This is a genomic window from Mesorhizobium sp. M0189 (assembly GCF_040322135.1).
Taxonomy (GTDB): Bacteria; Pseudomonadota; Alphaproteobacteria; order Rhizobiales; family Rhizobiaceae; genus Mesorhizobium.
Genome location: NZ_JAMYSW010000006.1, coordinates 130,146 through 152,378 on the forward strand (window position 1 = coordinate 130,146; position 22,233 = coordinate 152,378).

The window sequence follows — 22,233 nt, forward strand, 5'->3', positions numbered from 1 at the left end:
TTTCTTTCGTCGGCCGTAAAAACAATCGCCAGCGCATTGAGACGGTTCCCGTGTGGTCGATCAGGATCCGCCCGCCTCCACGCGTTCTGTCAAGGTGCGCAGCAGATCAAGCGAGGCTTTTAGCGCGTCGGCGTCCATACCCTCCGAAACGCGGTTCGCCCAAACATGCTGGCGTGTGCCGATATTCTTGACCGCTGCCCGGCCGGCATCGGTTATCGACAACAGCTTGGCGCGGCGATGCGCTGGGTTGTCGGCATAGGCGGCAAGCCCCTCCGCAGCCAGTATGTCGGCCAGCCGCTGTACGCTCTGACGGGCGAGACCCATGTCGCGGGCGACGTCGGCCACGGATTTCGGCTCCTTCAAAACCGCACCCAAAACCTGCCAGCGCGCTGCCGTCAGCCCGGTTGGAGCGGCCAGCCGGTCGGCCGCATCCAGAAAACTGCCGTTCATCCTGAACACGGCAAGCACGAGTTCCGTGAACACATTTGCCGCTTCGGTCCTGGTCGTCATTTCTGGCCGGCCTCGATGGTCGCGACGAAATTATTGACGGCTTCGGCTACGACCTCGGGCTTGTCAAGCATCACCCAATGGCCGCTGCCCGCCACGATCTGGCGCGGAATGTCCGTGCGCAGCCGGTAGAGCGCGGCTGGAGTGTCACTGGCCTCGGTAGCCAATACGAACATAGGCCCGCGATACGCATTGAGTGCCGGCTCCGGGTTCCATTCGGCCAGTGCCTTGCCGACACCTGCCCTCGCCGCCGGATCGACCACTGCCACATCGGCCAGAACACGCTGGCGAACAGCCGCGTTAGGGCCGGCAATCGACGTGTAATAGGCGTTCAGGACATCGCGGCCTTGCGGACCGGCCAGATCGCGGACAAAGCCGTCGCGAATCGCCTGCGGCAGCGCACGAGGATTGGTCGCCGGGTCGACGAGCAAGACACCTGCGACCCGGTCGGCATGGCTGGCGGCATAAGCGAGCGCCACACCACCGCCGCCGCTGTGCGCGACAATGAGAAACCGCTTCAGGCCAAACGCGTCGGCCACGGCACCGACATCCATTGCACGGCCGTCATAGCCATAGTCACCGTCCTGCGCCGGCGCGGAGGCGCCATGGCCGCGAAAATCGAAGGCTACCGCCTCGCGGCCTTCGACGGAGAGCTGCATCACCCGGTCCCAGTGGGAAGCGCGGCTGCAATCTCCATGCAGGAACAGGATCGGCAGGCCATTGCCGGCGTTGATCCTATAAGTGGCAAGCTGGCCTTGCGGGCCTGGAACGGTGGACGTCATCATGGGTCATCTCCCTGGTTTCCTGACTGAACGCAGCAATCCCTGGCAACAGGGTGGCCGTCGTGAAGGCGAAGCCCGCCAGCAAGATTGCACGCCGCGAAATGGCCCCGGTGGTTTTCATAGTCATACCCCCAATCTGCTGGCCAATTGACAGTATGCTGTCATGTAATCATATTGACAGCATACTGTCAACTAGCGTCGAATGGGTACCCTACGTCTCTTGACGTCGATCGCTGCGTCGCCCAACAGTCGCCGAGGGGAGCGAGACATGCCATTTGACAAGCAGAGGATGCTGGCATCGCCGACCGGCGCCGAGCTCAACCTTTATGTGAAACACGCCACAGGCCAGCCGCGCGCCATTGTCCAGATCAATCACGGGTTGGCCGAGCACGCGGCGCGCTATGCCCGCTTCGCCGATTTCCTCGGCGCGCGCGGCTACCAGGTCTACGCGCACGACCACCGTGGCCACGGCGTCACCAAGGCGCCCGACGCGCCACCTGGCAGGTTCGCCGATGCGGATGGAAGTGCCAAGGTCATCGCCGATGTCGCTGCCGTCCATGATCTGATCGCCAGGGAACAGCCCGGCCTGCCGGTCATCGCCTTCGGTCACTCCTTGGGCGCGTCGGTCGCGCTGAACTTTGTCCTCCGCAACTCGGCGCGCATCCATGCCGCCGCGATCTGGAACGGCAATTTCTCTGCCGGACTGCTCGGCCAAATCGCGCTGGGCATGCTTGCCTGGGAAAAGTTCCGGCTTGGCTCAGACGTGCCGTCGCGCATGCTGCCCCGGCTGACGTTCCGGGCTTGGGGCAAGGCAGTGCCCGATCGCCGGACGCCCTTCGACTGGCTGTCGCGCGATGCCGCCGAAGTCGAGAAATACATCGCCGACCCGCTCTGCGGCTGGGACGCATCGGTGTCGATGTGGCAGGACATCGTCAAGATGACGCTGCATTGCGGCCGCGACCGCAATTTTTCCGGCGTGCGGCGCGACCTGTTCGTCAATCTGGTCGGAGGCGAGCAGGATCCGGCCTCGGACGGCGGCAAGGCGGTCAGCCATCTTGCCGTCCGGATGCACATGATGGGTTTTTCGAATCTCGTTTCAAAGGTTTACGCCGAAACCCGCCACGAAAGCCTGAACGAGATCAACCGAGACATCATAATGGAGGATTTTGCCGCCTGGGCCGACCGCGTGCTGAGGGTGCCGTAACGGTTGGCCCATCGCAAGGGCCGTGACAGCGGCGCGCGGGGTTGATAGAGGCTGCGCTTTCGATCAACCAGGTGATCCATGACTGAGCCTCCGCTCAAAGGCATCCGCGTCATCGAACTCGCACGCATCCTTGCCGGGCCATGGGCCGGGCAGTTGCTTGCCGACCTCGGCGCCGACGTGATCAAGGTCGAGAGCCCGGACGGCGGCGACGACACCCGCAAATGGGGACCGCCCTTCGTCATCGGCCATGACGGCGAGAACCTTTCGGCCGCTTATTACCATTCCTGCAACCGCGGCAAGCGCTCCATCGCCATCGATTTCTCGACGCCCGAGGGCGCCGAGACGGTGCGCCGGCTGGTCGCGACATCGGATGTGCTGATCGAAAACTTCAAGGTCGGCGGGCTTAAGAAATACGGCCTCGACTATGACAGCCTGAGGAAAATCAACCCACGGCTGATCTATTGCTCGATCACCGGTTTTGGCCAGTCGGGACCGTATGCGCCGCGCGCCGGTTATGATTTCATCATCCAGGGCATGGCCGGCATGATGTCGATCACCGGCGAAGCCGGCCGCGAACCGCAGAAGGCGGGCGTGGCTATTTCAGATGTCTTCACCGGGCTTTATTCGGTCGTTGCCATCCAGGCGGCACTTCGCCACGCCGAGAAGACCGGCGAAGGCCAGCATATCGACATGGCGCTCTACGACACCCAGATCTCAACGCTCGGCAACCAGAACCTCAACTATCTCGTCTCCGGACAATCGCCGGTGCAGATGGGCAATGCGCATATGAACATCGCGCCCTACGAGGTGGTGCCGGTGAAAGATGGCCACATCATCCTGGCGGTCGGCAATGACGGCCAATTCGCAAAGTTTTGCGCTGCCGTCGGCCTCGATGAGCTGGCTTCGAACCCTGACTTCGCCACCAATCCCGCCCGCGTCGCCAACCGGGCAAAGCTGCGCGAGCACATGGTCGAGGCGCTGAAGGTCTTCGATCGCGACCCGCTGCTGGCCAAGCTGGAGACAGCCGGCGTGCCGGCCAGCCCGATCAACAATATCGGCCAGATGTTTGCCGACCCGCAGACCATCGCGCGCGGCATGCGGCTCGACCTCGATGACGGCCATGGCAATCTCTTGCCCTCGGTGCGCGCGCCGATGGTCATGTCCGGCACGCCGCTGGTCTATGAACGGCCGTCGCCGCGTCTCGGCGAACACACCGAAGAAATCCTTGCCGAACTGGAGAGGTCAGGAAAATGAAGACCGGCGGACAACTCATCGTCGATGCGCTCGAAGCCAACGGAACGGACCGTATCTATTGCGTGCCCGGCGAATCCTATCTGGCGGTGCTCGACGCGCTGCATGATTCGCCAATCCGCACCATCGTCTGCCGCCAGGAGGGCGGTGCCGCAATGATGGCCGACTGCCATGGCCGCCTGACCGGCAGGCCCGGCATCTGCTTCGTCACCCGCGGCCCAGGCGCCACCAATGCCTCGGCCGGCATCCACATCGCCATGCAGGATTCGGTCCCCCTCATCCTGTTCATCGGCCAGGTCGCCAGCCACGCCAAGGGGCGCGAGGCCTTCCAGGAGGTCGACTATGTCAGGTTCTTCGGCGATATCGCCAAATGGGTGGTCGAGATCGACGACGCCGCGCGCATCCCCGAATTCGTCACACGGGCATTTGCAGTGGCGACGTCCGGCCGCCCGGGCCCGGTCGTCATCTCGCTGCCCGAGGACATGCTGACCAGCCTTGCCGAGGCACCGGAAGCCCGGCATTACACCCCTGTCGAGACGCGGCCTGGCGAAGCCGAGCTCGACGCGCTGGACGAGCTGCTCAACAAGGCAAAGCGGCCGTTCGTCATCCTTGGCGGTACGCGCTGGGATGCGCAGGCCGTTGCACGGATGCGGACGATAGCCGAAGCCTGGTCGCTGCCGGTCGGCTGCTCCTTCCGCCGCCAGATGCTGTTCGACCATCTCCACGCGAACTATGCCGGCGATGTCGGCATCGGCATCAATCCCAAAGTGGCAACCGCCATCAAGCAGGCCGACCTTGTGCTGCTGATCGGCGGCCGCATGGGCGAGATGCCGTCATCCGACTACACGCTGCTGAAGAGCCCCTACCCCGACCAGACGCTGGTCCATATCCATGCCGACGCCGGCGAGCTCGGCCGCGTCTACCGGCCGGCGCTGGCGATCAATACCTCGCCTGCCGCTTTCGTCGAAGCCTTTGCCAAACGCAAGCCGGCCGCAACGCCGGTGTGGGCGGCGGAGGCAGCGAAGCTGCACACCGCCTATCTCGACTGGTCGACGCCTCCGGAGAGCGGCCCCGGCGCCGTGCAGATGGGGCCGATCATGAATTATCTCGAAACGATGCTGCCGGACGACGCCATCCTCACCAATGGCGCCGGCAACTACGCCACCTGGGTGCATCGCTACCATCGCTTCCGGCGTTTCGGCACGCAGGCAGCACCCACATCCGGCTCGATGGGTTACGGCACGCCGGCGGCCGTCGCCGCCAAACAGCTTTTCCCCGACCGCGACGTGATCGCCTTTGCCGGTGACGGCTGTTTCCTGATGAACGGGCAGGAATTCGCCACCGCCGTGCAATACGGGCTGCCGATCATCGTCATAGTCGTCAACAACGGCATTTACGGCACCATCCGCATGCATCAGGAGCGCGAATATCCGGGCCGTGTCGTCGCCACCGATCTGAAAAACCCCGACTTTGCTGCTTTGGCCCGTGCCTATGGCGGCCATGGCGAGACGGTGGAAAAGACCGCCGACTTCGCGGCGGCCTTCGAGCGCGCCCGTGCTAGCGGCAAGCCGTCGATCGTCGAGATCAGGCTCGACCCCGAAGCCATCACGCCGACCCGCACGATGACCCAGATTCGCGACAAGGCCTGACAAACAGGGTGGTTGCCCTGTTTTTGTCGTCTTGATGTGCCTATTTGACCTTTTCGATCTGGCCGCGGATCTCGCCGTCGGCGTGGGCCGCGGTGTGGATGTTGACGTAATATTTGCCCGCCTCAAGATCGGTGGCCTGGGCATCGGTCAATGTCGCCGAACCCTTGATCGGGCTCTTCAGCTTGCCTTCGAACGGCACCACTGGATCGGCGTTTTGACCCTCTGCCGCCGGGCCGTGAATGTGTGCGGCCTTCGCCGGCCCGCTGAGGCCGGAATATCTCACCGTCCAGCTGAGTTTCTTGGTGGCGGTGTTGAATCTGAGCGTGGCGGTGCCCTTGCCCTTCGTGGTGACGGGCGGGTTCTGCTGAGCACCATCGAGCGTCGCCGTCATCTTTATAGTTTCGGCCAGGGCCGGTGAAGCAGAGAAGATGGCTGCAGAAATGGCCAGCGCCGAAAGCATCGGCGTGAAGGACTGGATGCGCATGGAAACCTCCGTTGTGACACCCTTGAGGCGGATGCACCGGCACAACGATTTTGCGAGCGGATGTTTCCACCGGTAACGTTCATTTTACATCCCACTAAAAAGGGGCGGTCGCCCGCCCCTTTCGGTTTCCAACGGAGCCGGTTTGACAGCCCCTATTTGATGGCCTTGTCGGTGATCGCGGTCGTGTAGGCGCCGGTAGGCTCCTTGCTGATGATCTTCTGGTCGAGCAGCGCCTTCGCGGTGCGCTCGTACGTCGCCGGATCGAGCTTGCCATCGGCATTGTCGATCAGCTTGGCGACTTCGCCCATCATCCGCTTCTGGTGGTTCTCGTCCTGGCCGCCATTGTCCATGACGATGCCGGCCGCCTCGTCGGAATTGTCGACGGCGTATTTCCAACCCTTCATCGAAGCGCGCACGAAACGCACCATCTTGTCCTCGAAGGCCGGATCCTTGAGCTTGTCCTCCAATGCATAGAGCCCGTCTTCGAGCAGATCGTTGCCCATGGCGGAATAGTTGAAGACAGTCAGCTCTTCCGGCTTGTAGCCGGCGTCGATGAGCTGCCAGTATTCGTTATAGGTCATGACCGAAATGCAATCCGCCTGCTTCTGGATCAGCGGCTGCACGTCAAAGCTCTGCTTGAGCACGGTGACGCCGTCCGGCCCGCCGTCGGTCTTGAGGCCAAGCTTGTTCATCCACGCATAGAACGGATACTCGTTGCCGAAGAACCAGACGCCGAGCGTGTGGCCCTTGAAGTCGGCTTCCGTCTTGATCGGGCCGTCCTTCGGGCAGACCAGCTCCATGCCGGCCTTCTTGAACGGCTGGGCGATGTTGACCAGCGGCACGCCCTTTTCGCGTGCAGCCAGCGCGCCGCCCATCCAATCGACGATGACGTCGGCGCCGCCGCCGGCAATGACCTGCTCGGGTGCGATGTCCGGGCCGCCGGGCTTGATGTCGACGTCGAGGCCTTCGGCGTCATAGAAGCCCTTGGCCTTGGCGACATAATAGCCGGCGAACTGTGCCTGCGTGACCCATTTCAGCTGCAGCGTCACCTTATCCGCGGCCATCGCCTGAAACGCGGCAAGCGACATCGCGCCGGCCAGCATCGAAACAACAAGTCTTTTCATGTTTTTACCCTCTGAAGTTAGCGCCCTAAACCCACCGCCCCTATCCACCACGGACAGAGGGATGCCAAAACGTGATTGCTCTCTCGAAAAGAGCGACCACGCCATAAAAGACCGAACCCGCAAGTGCTGCAACTGCGATTTCGGCCCACACCATGTCGATGTTCATCCGCCCGACTTCCGTCGAAATGCGGAATCCCATGCCGACCACCGGCGTGCCGAAGAACTCGGCGACGATGGCGCCGATCAGCGCCAGCGTCGAATTGATCTTCAACGCATTGAAGATGAACGGTGCCGCCGCCGGCAGCCGCAGCTTGAACAGCGTCTGCCAGTAGCTCGAGGCATAGGTGCGCATCAGGTCGCGCTCCATATGGCCGGAGGCGGTAAGCCCGGCGACGGTGTTCACCAGCATCGGGAAGAAGGTCATGATTATGACCACGGCTGCCTTGGATTGCCAGTCGAAGCCGAACCACATGACCATGATCGGCGCGACGCCGATGATCGGCAGCGCCGACACCATATTGCCGATCGGCAAAAGCCCGCGCCGCAGGAACGGCACACGGTCGGCGGCGATGGCAACGAGGAAGCCGGCGCTGCTGCCCACGACATAGCCGAAGATCACCGCCTTGAAGATGGTCTGCCTGACATCGGCCCCCAGCACCGGCAGCGAGCCGACGATGCGTGCACCGATGGCGCTTGGCGGCGGCAACAGGATGAAGGGAATGCCGGCGCCACGCGTCACCGCCTCCCAGATGATCAGGATCCAAGCGCCGAAGATGGCTGGAATGATCAGGCGCAAGGCGGTTGACGCCCAGCGCGACGTCGGGCGAACCGACGACAAGACCGTTACGCAGCGCCAGGCCAAAAACCACGCCGCGACGAGCAGCAGATAGAAGGAGCCACGAGCGCTGCCCTCATTGCCGGTTATGCCGGCGAGCAACATCCACGCCGCGCCGTGCGCGCCAAGGAACAGCAACACCACCCCGATCATCGGTGGAAAGTTGTCGGCCTCGATTGCCATGAGCAGCAAAATGAAAATCAAAACCGTAGTCGCCATGCCGTAACCGGGCGTAGCACTGACGAGCGGCCAAAGAAGCAGCGCGCCGACAAGCAGGATAAGCGCGGCATATCCTTGCCAGGATCGGGGGGTGATTGAGGAAAGGCTCAGGAGCGAGCTCATGCCGGCCTCCCGCCCATGGCGCGGTCAACAAGGCGCCCAGCAATGCCGACCAGCATAACCAGCAGCGCCGCCACCACCGAGCCGGCGACCAGCGCCGACCAGATGTCGATCGTCTGGCTGTAGTAGGCGCCGGCGAGCAATTTGGCCCCGATGCCGGCGATGGCGCCGGTCGGCAGCTCGCCGACAATGGCGCCGACGAGGCTGGCGGCCACCGCCACCTTCATCGAGGTGAACAGGAACGGCACCGAGGCCGGCACCCGCAATTTCCAGAAGGTCTGCGAGGGACTGGCATTATAGGTATGCATCAGGTCGAGATGGGTGAGCTCGGGCGAGCGCAGCCCCTTCACCATGCCAACCGCCACCGGGAAGAACGACAGATAGGTCGAGATCAGCGCTTTCGGGATCAGCCCGGTGATGCCGACCGCCGCCAGCACGACAATGATCATCGGCGCCACCGCCAGGATCGGAATGGTCTGCGAGGCGATGATCCACGGCATCATGCTGCGGTCGAGCGTCGCCACATGCACGATGCCGACGGCGATGACGATGCCGAGCGCCGTGCCGAAGGCAAAGCCGAGCAGCGTCGACGACAGCGTCACCCAGGCATTGTAGACAAGGCTGCGGTTCGAGGTGATGCTGCGCAAAAAGGTGTTTTCGAAAAAATTCACCGCCACCTGGTGTGGCGCCGGTAGCGTCGGCTTCGGTTGTGCCAGCGTCTTGCCGATGAATTCCACAATGCCCGGTGTCAAATTGGCGCGGCGGTCGAGATCGCGCTGGAACGGCGCGTTGAGGACAACGGCCATGACGTACCAGACGACGACCACGCCCAGGAGGATCGAGGTCACGGGAACGATCTTGTCGCGAAACGAGTCCATCTAGCGATCCTCGGGCGCTTGGCGCCCTCCTCTCCCCAACGGGGAGAGGGTGGCCGGAGCGAAGCGGAGGCCGGGTGAGGGGGTAGAAATCTTTCCGTCGAGGCAAGCCAATATCGTATCAAGGACCGCTCGACGTTCGGCCAGAACTTCATGGTTCCAGAACCGAAGAACGGAATAGCCATAGCCATTCAGCCAAGCAGTTCTCGCCGTATCGGTTGGAGAATCCGCATGCTGACTGCCGTCGACTTCAACAATCAGACCCTTCTCGCGACAAACGAAGTCCGCGATGAAAAGGCCAAGCGGCACCTGCCTCACAAATTTGTAGCCGTTGAGATGACGTCCTCTCAGTTCCCCCCAAAGCCGGTACTCAGCCTCGGTCTCGTCAAACCGGAGCTTTCGGGCACGAGCGGTTGCCCCAACATTTCTTTTAGTTGGATCTGTTGGCGCCGCCCCCTCACCCGACCTCCGCTTCGCTCCGGCCACCCTCTCCCCGTCGGGGAGAGGAGGACCCTCATCCCGCTCAATCATCATAGCTGTGCCCTGCCCTCAGCCCGTCGCGCACCCGTGCCGCGATGGCCAGGAACTCCGGCGTCTCGCGGATATCGAGCGGCCGCTTCTTCGGCAGCGTCGATTCTATGACATCGCTGACACGCCCCGGGCGCGGCGACATGACGATGATGCGCGTCGACAGATAGACCGCCTCGGGGATCGAATGGGTGACGAAGCAGATGGTCTTGTTGGTCCGCTCCCAAAGCTCCAGCAGTTGTTCGTTGAGGTGGTCGCGCACGATCTCGTCCAGCGCGCCGAACGGTTCGTCCATCAACAAAAGGTCGGCATCGAAGGCGAGCGCCCGTGCGATCGAGGCGCGCTGCTGCATGCCGCCCGAAAGCTGCCAGGGGTATTTCTTCTCGAAGCCGCTGAGGTTGACGAGGTCGAGGGTTCGCTTGATGCGCGCCGCCTGCTCCGCCCTGGACAGGCCCATGATCTCCAGCGGCAGCGCCACATTGCGCTCGATCGTGCGCCACGGATAAAGTGCGGCCGCCTGGAAGACATAGCCATAGGCGCGGCGCTGGCGCGCCTGCTCGGGCGTCATGCCGTTGACGGAAATGGCTCCCGATGTCGGCTTCTCCAGATCGGCGATGACGCGCAGCAAGGTCGTCTTGCCGCAGCCGGAGGGCCCGATGAAGGACACGAATTCGCCCTTGCCGATGGTCAGGTCGACATTCGACAGCGCCTGCACCGGACCGTCATTGGTCTGGAAGGTCAGGCCAAGCTTGCTTGCCGAAACAACGGCTGGCGATGCTCCCGTCATCGGCCGTAGCCTGTCGCTTCCGGCCACTGCGCCACCGGCCGGAATCCGATTGATTTTACCCCGATGTTGCTTTCCACTCGCCCAGTCCTACTCGCGCCAGTTCTACGCGCCCCAGTTCTACGTGCCCTTGTCCCATCAGATAGACGCCCGGAGTTGCCCCGATGTCGCCCAAACCGACGTGCCATCTTATCCGCCCTGAAAGCTCTTATGAAGGCAAGCAGGGCCTGAGCTATTTCGCCGGTATCGCCGCCGAAACAGTCGGCTCCTCCGGTATCTGCATGCATCTGCTGACCATGCCTCCGGGCGCCCGCGCCAAGGCGCATATGCACGAAAACCATGAAACCGCGATCTATGTGCTCTCCGGCGAAGTCCATACCTGGTATGGCGACCGGCTCGAACAGCATATCGTGGTCAAGGCCGGCGATCTTTTCTATATTCCCCCCGGTGTGCCGCATCTGCCGGCCAATCTGAGCGACAGCCCCGCCTCGGCGGTTATTGCCCGCACCGATCCCAACGAACAGGAAAGCGTCGTCCTGCTGCCGGAACTGGACGGGTTGGTCGCCTGAGGACTGGGTCGAGGCGGCGGCCGTCATCGGCACCGTCACGAACATGATTTCAGCGGCCCTATCTCCTCAAGGCCGGGAATGGTCACGAAGAAACCGTCCCCTCCTTTGTTGATGACCTTGACGACATCTGTGGTCGTCCCCTCCTCGCCCTCGGCGAAACAGGTGGAGCTCAACAACTGGGTGCCAGGCGTCGTCGTCAATGGCTGTGCGAACTCGCAGCCGCTGCCATAGGTTTCGACGCCCTCGGCGGTCAGCACGACATAATCGTCGCGGTCCTGATAACCGAGCCGTACACCAGCGCAACCGACCTCATTGCCAAAGGAGCCGGCAAGGACGTCCGCCGCCGGCCCGGAGGCAAGGATCACCGCGGCCATTGAGATGATCGCTCCGTGGCTCGCCAAGCTCAAACGCCCGTCGCCGGGATGCCTGTACGCTCCACCTTGCGCGGCGCGGAAATTTCCTTCCAGGTCGACAGTGCCCGGTTGACCGCCGCGTTCGGCTCGCGAGCGACGAACTCGCCATGGCCGGGCTTTGCCTTAACCTCGTTTTCCTCGATCGACAGTTCGCCGCGCGAGAAGACGTAGCGTGGCAGGCCGGTCACCTCGAAACCTTCGAAGACGTTGTAGTCGATGACCGACTGCTGCTTCTTGGCCGTGATTTTCTTCTTGCGCTTCGGGTCCCAGACAAGGATGTCGGCGTCCGCGCCTTCGACGATGGCGCCCTTCTTCGGGTACATGTTGAGGATCTTGGCGATGTTGGTCGAGGTCACCGCGACGAACTCGTTCATCGTCAGCCGGCCGGTGGTGACGCCGGTCGTCCACAGCACCGGCAAACGATCCTCGAGCCCGCCCGTGCCATTCGGGATCTTGGTGAAGTCGCCGACGCCGTTGCGCTTCTGCTTGGTGGTGAAGGCACAATGGTCGGTCGCCACCACTTGCAGTGACCCAGCCTGCAGGCCGGCCCACAGCGAATCCTGATGCCATTTGTTGCGGAAGGGCGGGCTCATAACGCGCCGCGCCGCATGGTCCCAGTCCTTGTTGAAATATTCGCTCTCGTCCAGCGTCAGGTGCTGGACCAGCGGCTCGCCGAATACCCGCATGCCTTTCTGGCGCGCCCGGCGGATGGCCTCGTGGGCCTGCTCGCAGGAGACATGCACGACATAGAGCGGCACGCCGGCCATGTCGGCGATCATGATGGCACGATTGGTCGCCTCGCCTTCGACTTCCGGCGGGCGCGAATAGGCGTGTCCCTCCGGACCACTATTGCCCGCCGCCAGCAGCTTCTGCGACAGTGCCGCCACCACGTCGCCATTCTCGGCATGGACCAGCGGCAGCGCGCCAAGATCGGCACAGCGCTGGAACGACGAATACAGCTCGTCGTCATCGACCATCAGCGCACCCTTGTAGGCCATGAAATGCTTGAACGAGGTAATGCCCCTGTCAACGACGGTGGCCATCTCGTCGAACACCTGCTTGCCCCACCAGGTGATCGCCATGTGGAAGGAATAATCGCAGGAAGCCTTCGAAGTCTTGTTGTCCCACATCTGCAAGGCCTCGAGCAGCGACTGCTGCGGCGCCGGCAGGCAGAAATCGACGACCATCGTCGTGCCGCCGGCGAGCGCGGCGCGGGTGCCGCTCTCGAAATCATCGGCCGAATAGGTGCCCATGAACGGCATTTCGAGGTGGGTATGCGGGTCGATGCCGCCCGGCATGACATAGCAGCCGCTGGCGTCGAACTCATGGTCGCCATGCAGATCCGGCCCGATGCCGACGATCTTGCCGTGCCTGAACAGCACATCGGCTTTCCACGTCCGGTCGGCGGTGACAATGGTGCCATTCTTGATGACTTTGGACATTTTCTTGTTCCCCTATATGTCCGCGTTGGCAAGCTTAAGCTTTCTTCGATCTTGCGATTCCCGCGTCCTGACCGCTCAAAATTTCCCAGGCGGAATCGAATTGTGGCCGATGCTTGCCGATGTCTGACATGGTTTGGTCAAGCGATCGCAGGATCCCGTCAAGCTCAATCCAAAGATCCTGGTTTTCCATCCAGAACTCCGGAGAAATCTTGAGGCAGTTCATAAGTAGATCGCCATCGTGGAACGTCACTGCGATCAACGGGTTTTCAGTCAGTATGGATATCGCTTTGGGGACCACATATTCCAGCCCGAATCCTTGGCTGACCAGCAGCCTTATTTGCTCCCCCGTAAGGTTCCGCAGCGGCGTTGCCAACGCGATGCTGCATTGTTCGACGAGAGAGGTTTGAAATGGAGGCTGATCTGCCTTCCAGCCCAGAAGCACGTTAAGCGTCCGATCTTCGTCAAGATTGCGACGCGGCTTCATTCGACAATCACTGCCGTATCGACCACCGCGTGGAACAGCACATCGGCGCCGGCCGTTGCCCATTCCTTGGTGATCTCCTCGGCCTCGTTGTGGCTGAGCCCGTCGACGCAGGGACACATCACCATCGCCGTCGGTGCGACGCGGTTGATCCAGCAGGCGTCGTGGCCGGCGCCGGAGACGATGTTGCGATGCGTATATCCCAGGCGCTCCGCCGCATCCCGCACAGCCTTGACGCAGCCCGCGTCGAAGGTGACCGGATCGAAATGACCGACCTGATCGATTTGATATTTGATGTCGAGCGCCTCGCAGATCGTGTCGATGCCTTCGCGGATGCGGCCGTCCATGGCGTCCAGCACCTCCTTTTCCGGCGAGCGGATGTCGATGGTGAAGACGGTGCGTCCGGCGATGATGTTGCGCGAGTTCGGATAGACCTCCATATGGCCGACCGCGCCGACGGCGTCCGGCTGGTAGTCCATGGCGATCTCGTGCACCAATTCGATCACCCGCGCCATGCCGAGCCCGGCATTGCGCCGCTTCGGCATCGGCGTAGAGCCGGTATGCGCCTCCCTGCCGGTCAGCGTCACCTGCAGCCATTTCAGTCCCTGGCCATGGGTGACGACGCCAATGTCGATGCCCTCGTCCTCGAGGATCGGGCCCTGCTCGATATGCAATTCGAAGAAGGCGTGGATCTTGCGCTCGCCGACCTTTTCGGTGCCCTTCCAGCCGATCCGTTCGAGCTCCTCGCCGAATTTCTTGCCGTCCTTGTCGACATGCGAATAGATTTCGGCCTGATCGAGCACGCCGGCGAATACCCCGGACGCCATCATCGCCGGCGCAAAGCGCGCGCCTTCCTCGTTGGTCCAGTTGGTGACGACGATCGGGTGCTTGGTCTTGATGCCGAGATCGTCGAGCGAGCGCACAACCTCCAGGCCGCCGAGCACGCCGAGCACGCCGTCGTACTTGCCGCCGGTCGGCTGCGTATCGAGATGGCTGCCGACATACACCGGCGGCAGGCTGGGGTCGGTGCCTTCGCGACGGGCAAACATCGTACCCATCTCGTCGACGCCCATTTCGAGCCCCGCCTCATCGCACCAGCGCTTGAACAGGTGCCGCCCTTCGCCATCCTCGTTGGTAACGGTCTGGCGATTATTGCCGCCGGCAATGCCGGGGCCGATCTTCGCCATCTCCATTATCGAATCCCACAAACGGTCTGAATTGATTCGCAGATTCTCGCCGGGGGCGGCCATTCAAGTTCCTCTCATTTACTCACATTAGGACGACGGTTCCCGTCGTCGCCCTACATGTTGGGGAGCATCTAGTCCACCGCCCTCAGCACTTCGCGCACATGGTCGATCAATTCGTTGATCTGGCCCTTGGTGATGATGAGCGGTGGCGACAGAGCGATGATGTCGCCGGTGGTGCGGATCAGCGCACCGCGGTCGAACGCCTTGACGAAAGCCGAGAAGGCGCGCTTCGTCGGCTGGCCTGCGATCGGCGCCAGCTCGATCGCGCCGATCAGGCCGATGTTGCGGATGTCGATGACGTTCGGTTCGCCCTTCAGCGAGTGCAGCGCGTCCTCCCAGTACGGCGCCAATTCCTCGCCGCGCGTCAGCAGCCCCTCTTCCTTGTAGGTGTCGAGTGTGCCCAGCGCCGCCGCGCAGGCGATCGGATTGCCCGAATAGGTGTAGCCGTGGAAGAACTCAATCATATGCTCGGGCCCGGTCATGAAGGCGTCGTGGATTTCCTTCTTGACGAACACCGCGCCCATCGGGATGACGCCATTGGAGACGCCCTTGGCCGTCGTCATGATATCCGGGGTGACACCGAAATAGTCGGCGGCAAACGGCGTGCCGAGGCGGCCAAAACCGGTGATGACCTCGTCGAAGATCAGCAAGATGCCGTGCTTGGTGCAGATCTCGCGCAGCTTCTGCAGATAGCCCTTCGGCGGCAGGATGACGCCGGTGGAACCGGCAACCGGTTCGACGATGACTGCGGCGATGGTCGACGCGTCGTGCAGGGCGACGATGCGTTCCAGCTCGTTGGCCAGTTCCGCGCCATGCTCGGGCACGCCTTTCGTGAAGGAGTTCTTTTCCGGCAAATGCGTGTGTGGCATGTGATCTACGCCGCCGAGCAGCGTGCCAAACATCTTGCGGTTGGTGACGATGCCGCCGACCGAGATGCCGCCGAAATTGACGCCGTGATAGCCGCGCTCGCGGCCGATCAGCCGGGTGCGCGAGCCCTCGCCTTTTACGCGGTGATAGGCGATCGCCATCTTCAGCGCCGTCTCGACTGATTCCGAGCCGGAATTGGTGAAGAACACATGGTCCATGCCCTTCGGGGCGATGTCGACCAGGCGATTGGCCAGCTCGAACACGATCGGGTGGCCCATCTGGAAGGCCGGCGCATAGTCGAGCTCTGCCGCTTGGCTCTGGATCGCCTCGGTGATCTTCGGGCGGCAGTGGCCGGCATTGACGCACCACAGGCCGGCGGTGCCGTCGAGAACCTTGCGCCCGTCGCTGGTCGTGTAATGCATGTCCTTGGCCGACACCATCATGCGCGGCGCCTGCTTGAACTGCCGGTTTGCCGTGAACGGCATCCAGAATGCGCTGAGATCGTTCGGCGTGACTTTCAGCCGGTTGGACATGACCAAGACTTCCCCTTGTAACCTGTTTCGGTGCGGCTAACGCTTGGTCTTTCCAACACTTGGTCTTTGCTGCGTTTTCGTGCTACGCAAATTTTTGACCGGTTGGACAAACGTTAGCACCGCCTTATCAGCGGTCAAGGGATTACTAGCGGAAATGCGGCTTTCGAAGTGCGCTCCACAGGGCGGGGAAAAACTGGTCCAGAGAATTGGTCCAGACGCTCCTCACAGCGAAGGTTGTTCGAGGTGACGGGGGCGGTCGAAAGCTCCGCTCCACGCCGCACCCGCATCCAGCTGGAAAAGCGCGAGCTCATTCTGGAGGCGGCGCTCGAAGTCTTCTCCACCAACGGTTTTCGCGGTTCGACCATCGACCAGATCGCCGAAGCCGCCGGCATGTCGAAGCCGAACCTGCTCTATTATTTCCGCCGCAAGGAGGACATCCACGAGACGCTGATGCAACGGCTTCTCGACACCTGGCTGGCGCCGCTGCGCGAACTCGACGACATTGGCGATCCGCTGACCGAACTGCGCAACTACATCAGGCGCAAGCTCGAAATGGCGCGCGATTTCCCGCGCGAGAGCCGGCTATTCGCTAATGAGATCCTGCAGGGCGCGCCGCGCATCATGCCGATGCTGGAAGGTGAGTTGAAGACGCTGGTCGACGAGAAAGCCAACGTCATCAAGGGCTGGATGCGCGCCGGCAAGATTGCCCGCACCGACCCCTGGCACCTGATCTTCTCGATCTGGGCGACGACGCAGCATTATGCCGATTTCGACGTCCAGGTCCGCGCCGTGCTCGGCCCCGACCGCGGCGGCGACGGCCGCTTCGAGGATGCCGCAAGGTTTCTCGAGCAACTGTTCATCGACGGGCTGAAGCCGAAAGACTAGCCTTGATGGTTCACGCGCTGCGCCGCGCGGCCGGCAGCGCATCGAGCAGCTTCTGCAGCTTGGCGATCGAGTTCTGCTCGGCGAGCGGCGTGTAGACGATCAGCTTCATGTCCGAGCCGTCGTCGATCGACAGGCTCATATGTTCGAACGCCATGGCGCCCGCTATCGGATGCCTGACATGCTTCACACCCGATAGGTTGCGGGCCACATCGCGCAGCGGCCACCAGGCGCGGAACTCCGGGCTTGAACGCGTCATCAGCGCAATCAACCGCTCGAAATCCGGATCGCCGACATACTTCGCGCTTTCCGCCCGGAATGACGCCAGCACGGCGCGCGCCAGTTCCTCCCAGTCGACGAGCAGGCGCCGATGCTGCGGGCTGGTGAAAACCATATGGACGATGTTGCGGGCATCGCCCTCCAGCAGGCCATAATCGCCGAACACGGCTGCCGCCGCCGGGTTCCAGGCCAGCACATCCCAGCGCCGCCCGACGACATAGGCCGGCTGCAGGACCAGACTCTGCAGCATGTGCAGCAAGGGGCCGTCGATCTTTTCCGGCGCGTCGACGCGACGCTCCGGCTGCGGCCGGCCGGCGAGAATAAACAGATGCCGTTGCTCAGCCGCGTCCAGGCGCAGCGCCTGGCTGAGTGCGGTCAGCACTTCCACCGACGGCCGAACGTCGCGGCCCTGCTCCAGCCAGGTGTACCAGGTCGTGCCGACGCCGGCGATCATCGCCACCTCCTCGCGCCGCAGCCCGGGCGTGCGCCGGCGTAAGCCGGTCGAGATGCCGGTGGCCGAAGGCGTCAGCCTTTCGCGCCGCGAACGCAGGAAGGCGCCGAGCTCGCGGCGGCGGCTGTCTTCGGCGGAATGCGCGGTGGAATCCATGGCCACTGTTATAGCAGTATCGATACCAGGATAAAGTTTGAACTGTTTGGCAAGTGGCTGGTGCCCCATCTTTCCATTCAGAGCGATGAGATGGAGGCTCTGAACATGGAACTGAAAGACAAGACAATCCTCATCACCGGTTCGACCGACGGCGTCGGCCGCGTCGTCGCGCAAAGGCTCGGCGCCGGCGGCGCCCGCATCCTGGTGCATGGCCGCGACGCGACGAGGGGCAAGGCGGTCGTGGCCGAGATCGAAGCCACCGGCGGCGAGGCCGAGCTGCTCGTCGCCGATCTCTCCTCCTTGGCGGAAGTCCGCCGCCTCGCCGAGGCCGTGCGCGCAAGGACCAAGCGGCTCGACGTCCTCATCAACAATGCCGGCGTCGGCACCGCCGGCCCCAACGCGAAACGGCAGGTCAGCGCCGACGGCTACGAACTGCGCTTTGCCGTAAACTATCTCGCCGGCTTCCTGCTCACCACGGAGCTGCTGCCGCTGCTCAAGGCCAGCGCGCCGGCGCGCATCGTCAACGTCGCCTCGGCAGGCCAGCAGGCGATCGATTTCGATGACGTCATGCTTACCCGCTCCTATGACGGCGTCCGTGCCTACTGCCAGAGCAAGCTGGCGCAGATCATGTTCACCATCGATCTGGCGGAGCAGCTGAACGGCACCGGCGTCACGGTCAACAGCCTGCATCCGGCAAGCTACATGAACACCACGATGGTGCGGCAGGCGGGCGTCACACCCTGGAGCTCGGTCGAAACCGGCGCCGAAGCCATCATCAACCTCGCCGCATCGCCGGCGCTCGAAGGGCGGAGCGGCCTCTATTTCGACGGCCAGAGGGAATCCCGCGCCGATGCGCAAGCCTATGACGCTAAGGCGAGGCAGCAGTTGCGCGAATTGAGCCTCGGCCTTGTCGGGCTCGCACCCGCTTCCGCAACATCGAAGAAAGAAAATTCATGATCGAGAAAACCAGTCACACCGTGGTCGTCGGCGGCTCCTCCGGCATCGGCCTCGCCACCGCGAAAAAGCTGCTTGGTCCGGGCATGAAGGTGACGATCACCGGGCGCAACCGGGAAAGGCTCGACAACGCAGGGCAAAGCCTTGGCGGCGCGGTCGGAAAAGCTGCCTTCGATGCCGCGAAGCCGGACGAGGTTCGCCGGTTTTTCAGCGATCTCGGCCCTTTCGATCACCTGGTGCTGGCCGCGAGCGGCGGCAAGGGGCTCGGCCCGTTCGAAACGCTTGACCTGACCGACATCGGCGGCGGCGTCGACGAGAAGGTCCGGCCCCAGCTCTCCTGCCTGCAGGCCGCCTTGCCGACGCTGAACAAGAGCGGCTCGGTGACTTTCATCTCGGCGGTGTCGGCGCAATTGTCGGCGCCGGGTGTCGCCGGCATCGCCGCCGTCAACGGCATGCTGCTGACCGTGGTGCCGATCCTGGCAATGGAGCTGAAGCCGTTACGCGTCAATGTCGTGGCGCCGGGCGTCATTGACACGCCCTGGTGGGATTTTTTGCCTGATGAACAGCGCCATGCGGTGTTTGCCGATTATGCAGGCAAGACGCCGGTCGGCCGCATCGGCCGCGCCGAGGACGTTGCTGAGGCGATCGCGTTCCTGGTTTCGAACAGCTTCGTCACCGGCCAGATCCTGACCTGCGACGGCGGCTTGCGGTATGCGGCGTAACGCGGCTACATCTACGCGGCAATCGCTTTCAAAGCGACTGCGCGATCAGCGCCAGAAATCCTCCGGTCAGCGCGACGTTGCCGACAAAGCCATTGATGCGGGACGCGCGCTCGGGACCCTGATGATCCCAGAAATTATGGAACATCGGCGTAGCAACGACAAGGAACAACACCAGGCACAGAGCGGCGGCAGCGGTCCAGATGCCCGCGATCACCAGTGCTCCGGTGACGGTCTGCAGGACGATCCCCAGCCAGAGCACCAGCCGCGCCTGCGGCACGCCGCGCGTCGTCATCAATTGGGTCAGGAACGCCGCGTTTTGGATGTTGCGCAGGCCGGCAAAGACAAAGGCGCCGCCGAGCAGCAGGCGGGCCGCGAATAGAATCTCACTATCAAAGCTTGAAAACATGCTGTTGGTCCTTGGGCAGAAAAGAGGCGCGCGACGCAGGCCGCGCGCCTGGTCCATGCTCAAGCGGCCATGACCGCCGGCATCGGATGGATTGCATGGAACGGAACGCAAAGTCGGTTCCAGGTGTTGATCATGCCGAGTGCAACCGACAGCTTGACCAACTCCTGCTCCGAAAAATGCTCGAGCGTCCTTGCGTAGAGTTCGTCCGAAACACCGTTGTCGGCGATCCTGGTCAGCGCGTCGGTCCAGGCAAAGGCTGCGCGTTCGCGCTCTGAAAATAGCGGCGATTCCTTCCAGGCGGAGACGAGATAGAGCCGCTGCTCGCTCTCGCCGTCGTGGCGCGCCTCGCGGCTGTGCATCTCGACGCAATACGAGCAGCCGTTGATCTGCGACGCCCTGAGCTTGATCAGATGCAACAGGCTTTTTTCGAGCCCGCATTCGTCGACTGCCTTGTTGAGCACCGACACCGCCTTCATGATCTCCGGCGCCGCGCCGAAAAATTGCAGCCTCTCTTTCATCGTTTTTAGCCTTTCATGCTTGCTTGGTTGAACTTGATTTCTGCGGACGCTGACGGCGCTCGACGAAGGCGCAGTTGGCGGCGACCGAACGGGGATCGGCATCGGCCGTGTATTCTGCAACGATGTCGGACAGCCGGGCGTCGGCGAGCGCTGCGCGGTAGGCACGCTCGGCCTTCAGCATCGCCACCTTGATGCCGCAGGGTTTGACATAAACCGAGGCATCGAGCCTGGCGGGGCCGCGCTGGCGGATTTCGGCGCAGCGAAAGGCCGGTTCTCGCCCTTCGACGGCCAACACGATATCGAGCAGCGTAATGCGTTCCGCCGGCCGCGCCAGCCGGTAGCCGCCGGACGGCCCCGGAACCGATTCCAGAATGCCCGACACCGTCAGCATGTTGAGATGCTTGAGGAGATAGCTCGGCGACAGCCCGAACGCTTCCGCCATGGCAGCACCCGGCATGGTCGCGGCGCCATCAACGCCAGCAAGCATCGCGGCGCAGTGGATGGCCGCTTCGACGCCCTCACCCAGCTTCATTTCGCTCTCCTAGTCATGGATATAGATTATCGTGGATAATCTTTGTCCGCAATAGGGAAATTAAAAAAGCGGCGCCCGTGAACGCCGCTTTTTTTTCGCAATGCTATTCCGCCGCCACCTTGGCCATCGGGTTGTTCGGATGCGTCGTCCAGTTGGCGTAGATCGGTGACACCGGCTTGCCGGTGCGCTGGTCCATCACGCCGACCGCCAGCGGCTCCATGGTGATGCAGTTCTCGACCGGGCAGACATTGACGCAGAGATTGCAGCCGACGCATTCGGCCTCGATCACCTCGAAATGCCTGACGCCGTCCACCATGCTGGTGATCGCCTGGTGCGAGGTGTCCTCGCAGGCGATGTGGCAGCGGCCGCATTTGATACAGGCGTCCTGGTCGATATGCGCCTTGGCGATATAGTTGAGGTTGAGATACTGCCAGTCGGTGACGTTGGGCGTGGCGCGGCCGACGATGTCGTCGAGCGAGGCATGGCCCTTCTCGTCCATCCAGTTTTCCAGGCCGGCGATCATCTCCTGCACGATCTTGAAGCCATAGGTCATTGCCGCCGTGCACACCTGCACATTGCCGGCGCCGAGCGCCATGAACTCGGCGGCGTCGCGCCAGGTGGTGATGCCGCCGATACCGGAGATCGGCAGGCCATGCGTTTCCGGGTCGCGCGCGATCTCGGCCACCATGTTCATCGCGATCGGCTTCACCGCCGGACCGCAATAGCCGCCATGCGAACCCTTACCGTCGATCGTCGGCTCCGGTGCGAAATTGTCGAGATTGACGCCGGTGATCGAATTGATGGTGTTGATCAGCGACACCGCGTCGGTGCCGCCGGCAAGGGCAGCGCGTGCCGGCTTGCGTATGTCGGTGATGTTGGGCGTCAGCTTGGTGATGACCGGCATGCGGGTGTTGGCCTTGCACCAGCGCACCACCATTTCGATGTATTCCGGCACCTGGCCGACCGCCGCACCCATGCCGCGTTCCGACATGCCGTGCGGGCAGCCGAAATTGAGCTCGATACCATCAGCGCCGGTCTCCTCGACCACCGGCAGGATAGCCTTCCAGGCATGCTCCTCGCACGGCACCATCAGCGAGACGACGATCGCCCGGTCGGGCCAATCCATCTTGACCTGCTTGATCTCGCGCAAATTGACCTGCAGGTCACGATCGGTGATCAGCTCGATATTGTTCAGGCCAAGCAGGCGACGATCGGCGCCCCAGATCGCGCCGTAGCGCGGGCCATTAACGTTGACCACCGGCGGACCCTCTTCGCCGAGCGTCTTCCAGACAACGCCGCCCCAGCCCGCCTTGAAGGCGCGGATGACGTTGTAGGCCTTGTCGGTCGGCGGCGCCGAGGCCAGCCAGAACGGGTTCGGCGATTTGATGCCGACGAAATTATTGCGGATGTCTGCCATGC

General features: G+C 62.8%; 25 protein-coding genes. 7 read left to right on the forward strand and 18 right to left on the reverse strand.

What is annotated here, in order from left to right:
- Positions 1-60 precede the first annotated feature (60 nt).
- Together NKJ09_RS13985 and NKJ09_RS13990 are read right to left on the reverse strand one after the other, a co-directional pair.
- The gene (locus NKJ09_RS13985; protein WP_352482959.1) at positions 61-510 is read right to left on the reverse strand and encodes a MarR family winged helix-turn-helix transcriptional regulator; all 450 of its coding nucleotides are present in this window, start codon (positions 508-510) and stop codon (positions 61-63) included.
- Positions 507-1,292 (reverse strand): alpha/beta fold hydrolase, encoded by a 786-nt coding sequence (locus tag NKJ09_RS13990; protein ID WP_023720840.1) that lies wholly within the window; start codon positions 1,290-1,292, stop codon positions 507-509. Before NKJ09_RS13990 ends, NKJ09_RS13985 begins: the two co-directional genes overlap by 4 nt.
- A 265-nt stretch (positions 1,293-1,557) precedes the next feature.
- On the opposite strand from NKJ09_RS13990, the gene NKJ09_RS13995 reads away from it, so the two are divergent.
- From NKJ09_RS13995 to NKJ09_RS14005, 3 genes are all read left to right on the forward strand, one after another.
- On the forward strand, positions 1,558-2,493 hold the full coding sequence (locus NKJ09_RS13995) for an alpha/beta fold hydrolase (RefSeq protein ID WP_352495159.1): 936 nt from the start codon (positions 1,558-1,560) through the stop codon (positions 2,491-2,493).
- Positions 2,494-2,571: 78 nt separating this feature from the next.
- Positions 2,572-3,747 carry a CaiB/BaiF CoA transferase family protein gene (locus NKJ09_RS14000; protein WP_352495158.1) on the forward strand — a complete coding sequence of 392 codons (1,176 nt, stop codon included), beginning with the start codon at positions 2,572-2,574 and terminating at the stop codon, positions 3,745-3,747.
- The gene (locus tag NKJ09_RS14005) at positions 3,744-5,393 is read left to right on the forward strand and encodes a thiamine pyrophosphate-binding protein (protein WP_023720843.1); all 1,650 of its coding nucleotides are present in this window, start codon (positions 3,744-3,746) and stop codon (positions 5,391-5,393) included. Before NKJ09_RS14000 ends, NKJ09_RS14005 begins: the two co-directional genes overlap by 4 nt.
- A 40-nt stretch (positions 5,394-5,433) precedes the next feature.
- Here NKJ09_RS14005 and NKJ09_RS14010 read toward each other — a convergent pair whose 3' ends face one another.
- The 6 genes from NKJ09_RS14010 to NKJ09_RS14035 all read right to left on the reverse strand — a co-directional run bounded on the left by NKJ09_RS14010 (position 5,434) and on the right by NKJ09_RS14035 (position 10,365).
- Positions 5,434-5,877 carry a CHRD domain-containing protein gene (locus tag NKJ09_RS14010; RefSeq protein WP_352495157.1) on the reverse strand — a complete coding sequence of 148 codons (444 nt, stop codon included), beginning with the start codon at positions 5,875-5,877 and terminating at the stop codon, positions 5,434-5,436.
- 152 nt (positions 5,878-6,029) lie between these two features.
- Positions 6,030-7,001, reverse strand: a complete 972-nt coding sequence (locus NKJ09_RS14015; RefSeq protein WP_023675876.1) for an ABC transporter substrate-binding protein — start codon at positions 6,999-7,001, stop codon at positions 6,030-6,032.
- Between the two features lie 40 nt (positions 7,002-7,041).
- Entirely contained in the window at positions 7,042-8,178 is a 1,137-nt protein-coding gene (locus NKJ09_RS14020) for an ABC transporter permease (RefSeq protein WP_031194513.1), read from the reverse strand.
- Positions 8,175-9,053: an ABC transporter permease gene (locus NKJ09_RS14025; protein WP_352495156.1), complete on the reverse strand. Its 879-nt coding sequence runs from the start codon at positions 9,051-9,053 to the stop codon at positions 8,175-8,177. The genes NKJ09_RS14020 and NKJ09_RS14025 overlap by 4 nt, the downstream gene beginning before the upstream one ends.
- On the reverse strand, positions 9,054-9,584 hold the full coding sequence (locus tag NKJ09_RS14030) for a DUF559 domain-containing protein (RefSeq protein WP_156948160.1): 531 nt from the start codon (positions 9,582-9,584) through the stop codon (positions 9,054-9,056).
- A complete protein-coding gene (locus tag NKJ09_RS14035; RefSeq protein WP_023720849.1) occupies positions 9,574-10,365 on the reverse strand; it encodes an ABC transporter ATP-binding protein in 792 nt (263 codons plus the stop codon). The genes NKJ09_RS14030 and NKJ09_RS14035 overlap by 11 nt, the downstream gene beginning before the upstream one ends.
- A gap of 161 nt (positions 10,366-10,526) precedes the next feature.
- Between NKJ09_RS14035 and NKJ09_RS14040 the strand changes: the two genes are divergently transcribed.
- Positions 10,527-10,931 (forward strand): cupin domain-containing protein, encoded by a 405-nt coding sequence (locus NKJ09_RS14040; RefSeq protein ID WP_023720850.1) that lies wholly within the window; start codon positions 10,527-10,529, stop codon positions 10,929-10,931.
- 35 nt (positions 10,932-10,966) lie between these two features.
- Here NKJ09_RS14040 and NKJ09_RS14045 read toward each other — a convergent pair whose 3' ends face one another.
- From NKJ09_RS14045 to aptA, 5 genes are all read right to left on the reverse strand, one after another.
- Positions 10,967-11,305 carry a hypothetical protein gene (locus NKJ09_RS14045; RefSeq protein WP_031194515.1) on the reverse strand — a complete coding sequence of 113 codons (339 nt, stop codon included), beginning with the start codon at positions 11,303-11,305 and terminating at the stop codon, positions 10,967-10,969.
- A 29-nt stretch (positions 11,306-11,334) separates the two neighbouring features.
- The gene (hydA, locus tag NKJ09_RS14050) at positions 11,335-12,786 is read right to left on the reverse strand and encodes a dihydropyrimidinase (protein WP_352495155.1); all 1,452 of its coding nucleotides are present in this window, start codon (positions 12,784-12,786) and stop codon (positions 11,335-11,337) included.
- A gap of 34 nt (positions 12,787-12,820) precedes the next feature.
- Positions 12,821-13,270, reverse strand: coding sequence for a contact-dependent growth inhibition system immunity protein (locus tag NKJ09_RS14055; protein WP_352495154.1), 450 nt, complete (start codon positions 13,268-13,270; stop codon positions 12,821-12,823).
- Complete coding sequence (locus NKJ09_RS14060) at positions 13,267-14,517, reverse strand: Zn-dependent hydrolase (protein WP_352482945.1); 1,251 nt, start codon at positions 14,515-14,517, stop codon at positions 13,267-13,269. Before NKJ09_RS14060 ends, NKJ09_RS14055 begins: the two co-directional genes overlap by 4 nt.
- A 68-nt stretch (positions 14,518-14,585) precedes the next feature.
- Positions 14,586-15,914 (reverse strand): omega-aminotransferase AptA, encoded by a 1,329-nt coding sequence (gene aptA, locus NKJ09_RS14065; protein WP_352495153.1) that lies wholly within the window; start codon positions 15,912-15,914, stop codon positions 14,586-14,588.
- Between the two features lie 243 nt (positions 15,915-16,157).
- On the opposite strand from aptA, the gene NKJ09_RS14070 reads away from it, so the two are divergent.
- Entirely contained in the window at positions 16,158-16,799 is a 642-nt protein-coding gene (locus tag NKJ09_RS14070) for a TetR family transcriptional regulator C-terminal domain-containing protein (RefSeq protein WP_352482943.1), read from the forward strand.
- A gap of 10 nt (positions 16,800-16,809) precedes the next feature.
- Here the strand turns inward: NKJ09_RS14070 and NKJ09_RS14075 are convergent, their stop codons facing one another.
- Positions 16,810-17,682: a helix-turn-helix transcriptional regulator gene (locus tag NKJ09_RS14075; protein ID WP_023720857.1), complete on the reverse strand. Its 873-nt coding sequence runs from the start codon at positions 17,680-17,682 to the stop codon at positions 16,810-16,812.
- A gap of 105 nt (positions 17,683-17,787) precedes the next feature.
- Between NKJ09_RS14075 and NKJ09_RS14080 the strand changes: the two genes are divergently transcribed.
- Together NKJ09_RS14080 and NKJ09_RS14085 are read left to right on the forward strand one after the other, a co-directional pair.
- Positions 17,788-18,639: an SDR family NAD(P)-dependent oxidoreductase gene (locus tag NKJ09_RS14080; RefSeq protein WP_352495152.1), complete on the forward strand. Its 852-nt coding sequence runs from the start codon at positions 17,788-17,790 to the stop codon at positions 18,637-18,639.
- Complete coding sequence (locus tag NKJ09_RS14085) at positions 18,636-19,358, forward strand: SDR family oxidoreductase (protein ID WP_352495151.1); 723 nt, start codon at positions 18,636-18,638, stop codon at positions 19,356-19,358. Before NKJ09_RS14080 ends, NKJ09_RS14085 begins: the two co-directional genes overlap by 4 nt.
- A gap of 28 nt (positions 19,359-19,386) precedes the next feature.
- Here NKJ09_RS14085 and NKJ09_RS14090 read toward each other — a convergent pair whose 3' ends face one another.
- The 4 genes from NKJ09_RS14090 to preA form a co-directional block, all read right to left on the reverse strand.
- Entirely contained in the window at positions 19,387-19,764 is a 378-nt protein-coding gene (locus tag NKJ09_RS14090) for a DoxX family protein (protein WP_023720860.1), read from the reverse strand.
- 59 nt (positions 19,765-19,823) lie between these two features.
- Positions 19,824-20,282 (reverse strand): carboxymuconolactone decarboxylase family protein, encoded by a 459-nt coding sequence (locus NKJ09_RS14095; RefSeq protein WP_352495150.1) that lies wholly within the window; start codon positions 20,280-20,282, stop codon positions 19,824-19,826.
- A gap of 13 nt (positions 20,283-20,295) precedes the next feature.
- Positions 20,296-20,814: an RrF2 family transcriptional regulator gene (locus NKJ09_RS14100; RefSeq protein WP_352495149.1), complete on the reverse strand. Its 519-nt coding sequence runs from the start codon at positions 20,812-20,814 to the stop codon at positions 20,296-20,298.
- A 103-nt stretch (positions 20,815-20,917) separates the two neighbouring features.
- Entirely contained in the window at positions 20,918-22,231 is a 1,314-nt protein-coding gene (gene preA, locus NKJ09_RS14105) for an NAD-dependent dihydropyrimidine dehydrogenase subunit PreA (RefSeq protein WP_352495148.1), read from the reverse strand.
- Positions 22,232-22,233 lie beyond the last annotated feature (2 nt).

Excerpts from the sequence above, each read along its gene's own strand:
- hydA (WP_352495155.1), bottom strand. The coding sequence starts at position 12,786 with ATGTCCAAAGTCATCAAGAATGGCACCATTGTCACCGCCGACCGGACG.
- NKJ09_RS14095 (WP_352495150.1), bottom strand. The coding sequence starts at position 20,282 with ATGAAAGAGAGGCTGCAATTTTTCGGCGCGGCGCCGGAGATCATGAAG.
- NKJ09_RS14085 (WP_352495151.1), top strand. The coding sequence starts at position 18,636 with ATGATCGAGAAAACCAGTCACACCGTGGTCGTCGGCGGCTCCTCCGGC.
- NKJ09_RS14015 (WP_023675876.1), bottom strand. The coding sequence starts at position 7,001 with ATGAAAAGACTTGTTGTTTCGATGCTGGCCGGCGCGATGTCGCTTGCC.
- NKJ09_RS14080 (WP_352495152.1), top strand. The coding sequence starts at position 17,788 with ATGGAACTGAAAGACAAGACAATCCTCATCACCGGTTCGACCGACGGC.
- NKJ09_RS14040 (WP_023720850.1), top strand. The coding sequence starts at position 10,527 with ATGTCGCCCAAACCGACGTGCCATCTTATCCGCCCTGAAAGCTCTTAT.
- NKJ09_RS14055 (WP_352495154.1), bottom strand. The coding sequence starts at position 13,270 with ATGAAGCCGCGTCGCAATCTTGACGAAGATCGGACGCTTAACGTGCTT.
- NKJ09_RS14005 (WP_023720843.1), top strand. The coding sequence starts at position 3,744 with ATGAAGACCGGCGGACAACTCATCGTCGATGCGCTCGAAGCCAACGGA.
- NKJ09_RS13990 (WP_023720840.1), bottom strand. The coding sequence starts at position 1,292 with ATGATGACGTCCACCGTTCCAGGCCCGCAAGGCCAGCTTGCCACTTAT.
- NKJ09_RS14010 (WP_352495157.1), bottom strand. The coding sequence starts at position 5,877 with ATGCGCATCCAGTCCTTCACGCCGATGCTTTCGGCGCTGGCCATTTCT.
- NKJ09_RS14025 (WP_352495156.1), bottom strand. The coding sequence starts at position 9,053 with ATGGACTCGTTTCGCGACAAGATCGTTCCCGTGACCTCGATCCTCCTG.
- NKJ09_RS13985 (WP_352482959.1), bottom strand. The coding sequence starts at position 510 with ATGACGACCAGGACCGAAGCGGCAAATGTGTTCACGGAACTCGTGCTT.
- NKJ09_RS14045 (WP_031194515.1), bottom strand. The coding sequence starts at position 11,305 with ATGGCCGCGGTGATCCTTGCCTCCGGGCCGGCGGCGGACGTCCTTGCC.
- preA (WP_352495148.1), bottom strand. The coding sequence starts at position 22,231 with ATGGCAGACATCCGCAATAATTTCGTCGGCATCAAATCGCCGAACCCG.
- NKJ09_RS13995 (WP_352495159.1), top strand. The coding sequence starts at position 1,558 with ATGCCATTTGACAAGCAGAGGATGCTGGCATCGCCGACCGGCGCCGAG.
- NKJ09_RS14035 (WP_023720849.1), bottom strand. The coding sequence starts at position 10,365 with ATGACGGGAGCATCGCCAGCCGTTGTTTCGGCAAGCAAGCTTGGCCTG.
- NKJ09_RS14030 (WP_156948160.1), bottom strand. The coding sequence starts at position 9,584 with ATGATGATTGAGCGGGATGAGGGTCCTCCTCTCCCCGACGGGGAGAGG.
- aptA (WP_352495153.1), bottom strand. The coding sequence starts at position 15,914 with ATGTCCAACCGGCTGAAAGTCACGCCGAACGATCTCAGCGCATTCTGG.
- NKJ09_RS14000 (WP_352495158.1), top strand. The coding sequence starts at position 2,572 with ATGACTGAGCCTCCGCTCAAAGGCATCCGCGTCATCGAACTCGCACGC.
- NKJ09_RS14090 (WP_023720860.1), bottom strand. The coding sequence starts at position 19,764 with ATGTTTTCAAGCTTTGATAGTGAGATTCTATTCGCGGCCCGCCTGCTG.
- NKJ09_RS14075 (WP_023720857.1), bottom strand. The coding sequence starts at position 17,682 with ATGGATTCCACCGCGCATTCCGCCGAAGACAGCCGCCGCCGCGAGCTC.
- NKJ09_RS14020 (WP_031194513.1), bottom strand. The coding sequence starts at position 8,178 with ATGAGCTCGCTCCTGAGCCTTTCCTCAATCACCCCCCGATCCTGGCAA.
- NKJ09_RS14060 (WP_352482945.1), bottom strand. The coding sequence starts at position 14,517 with ATGGCCGCCCCCGGCGAGAATCTGCGAATCAATTCAGACCGTTTGTGG.
- NKJ09_RS14100 (WP_352495149.1), bottom strand. The coding sequence starts at position 20,814 with ATGAAGCTGGGTGAGGGCGTCGAAGCGGCCATCCACTGCGCCGCGATG.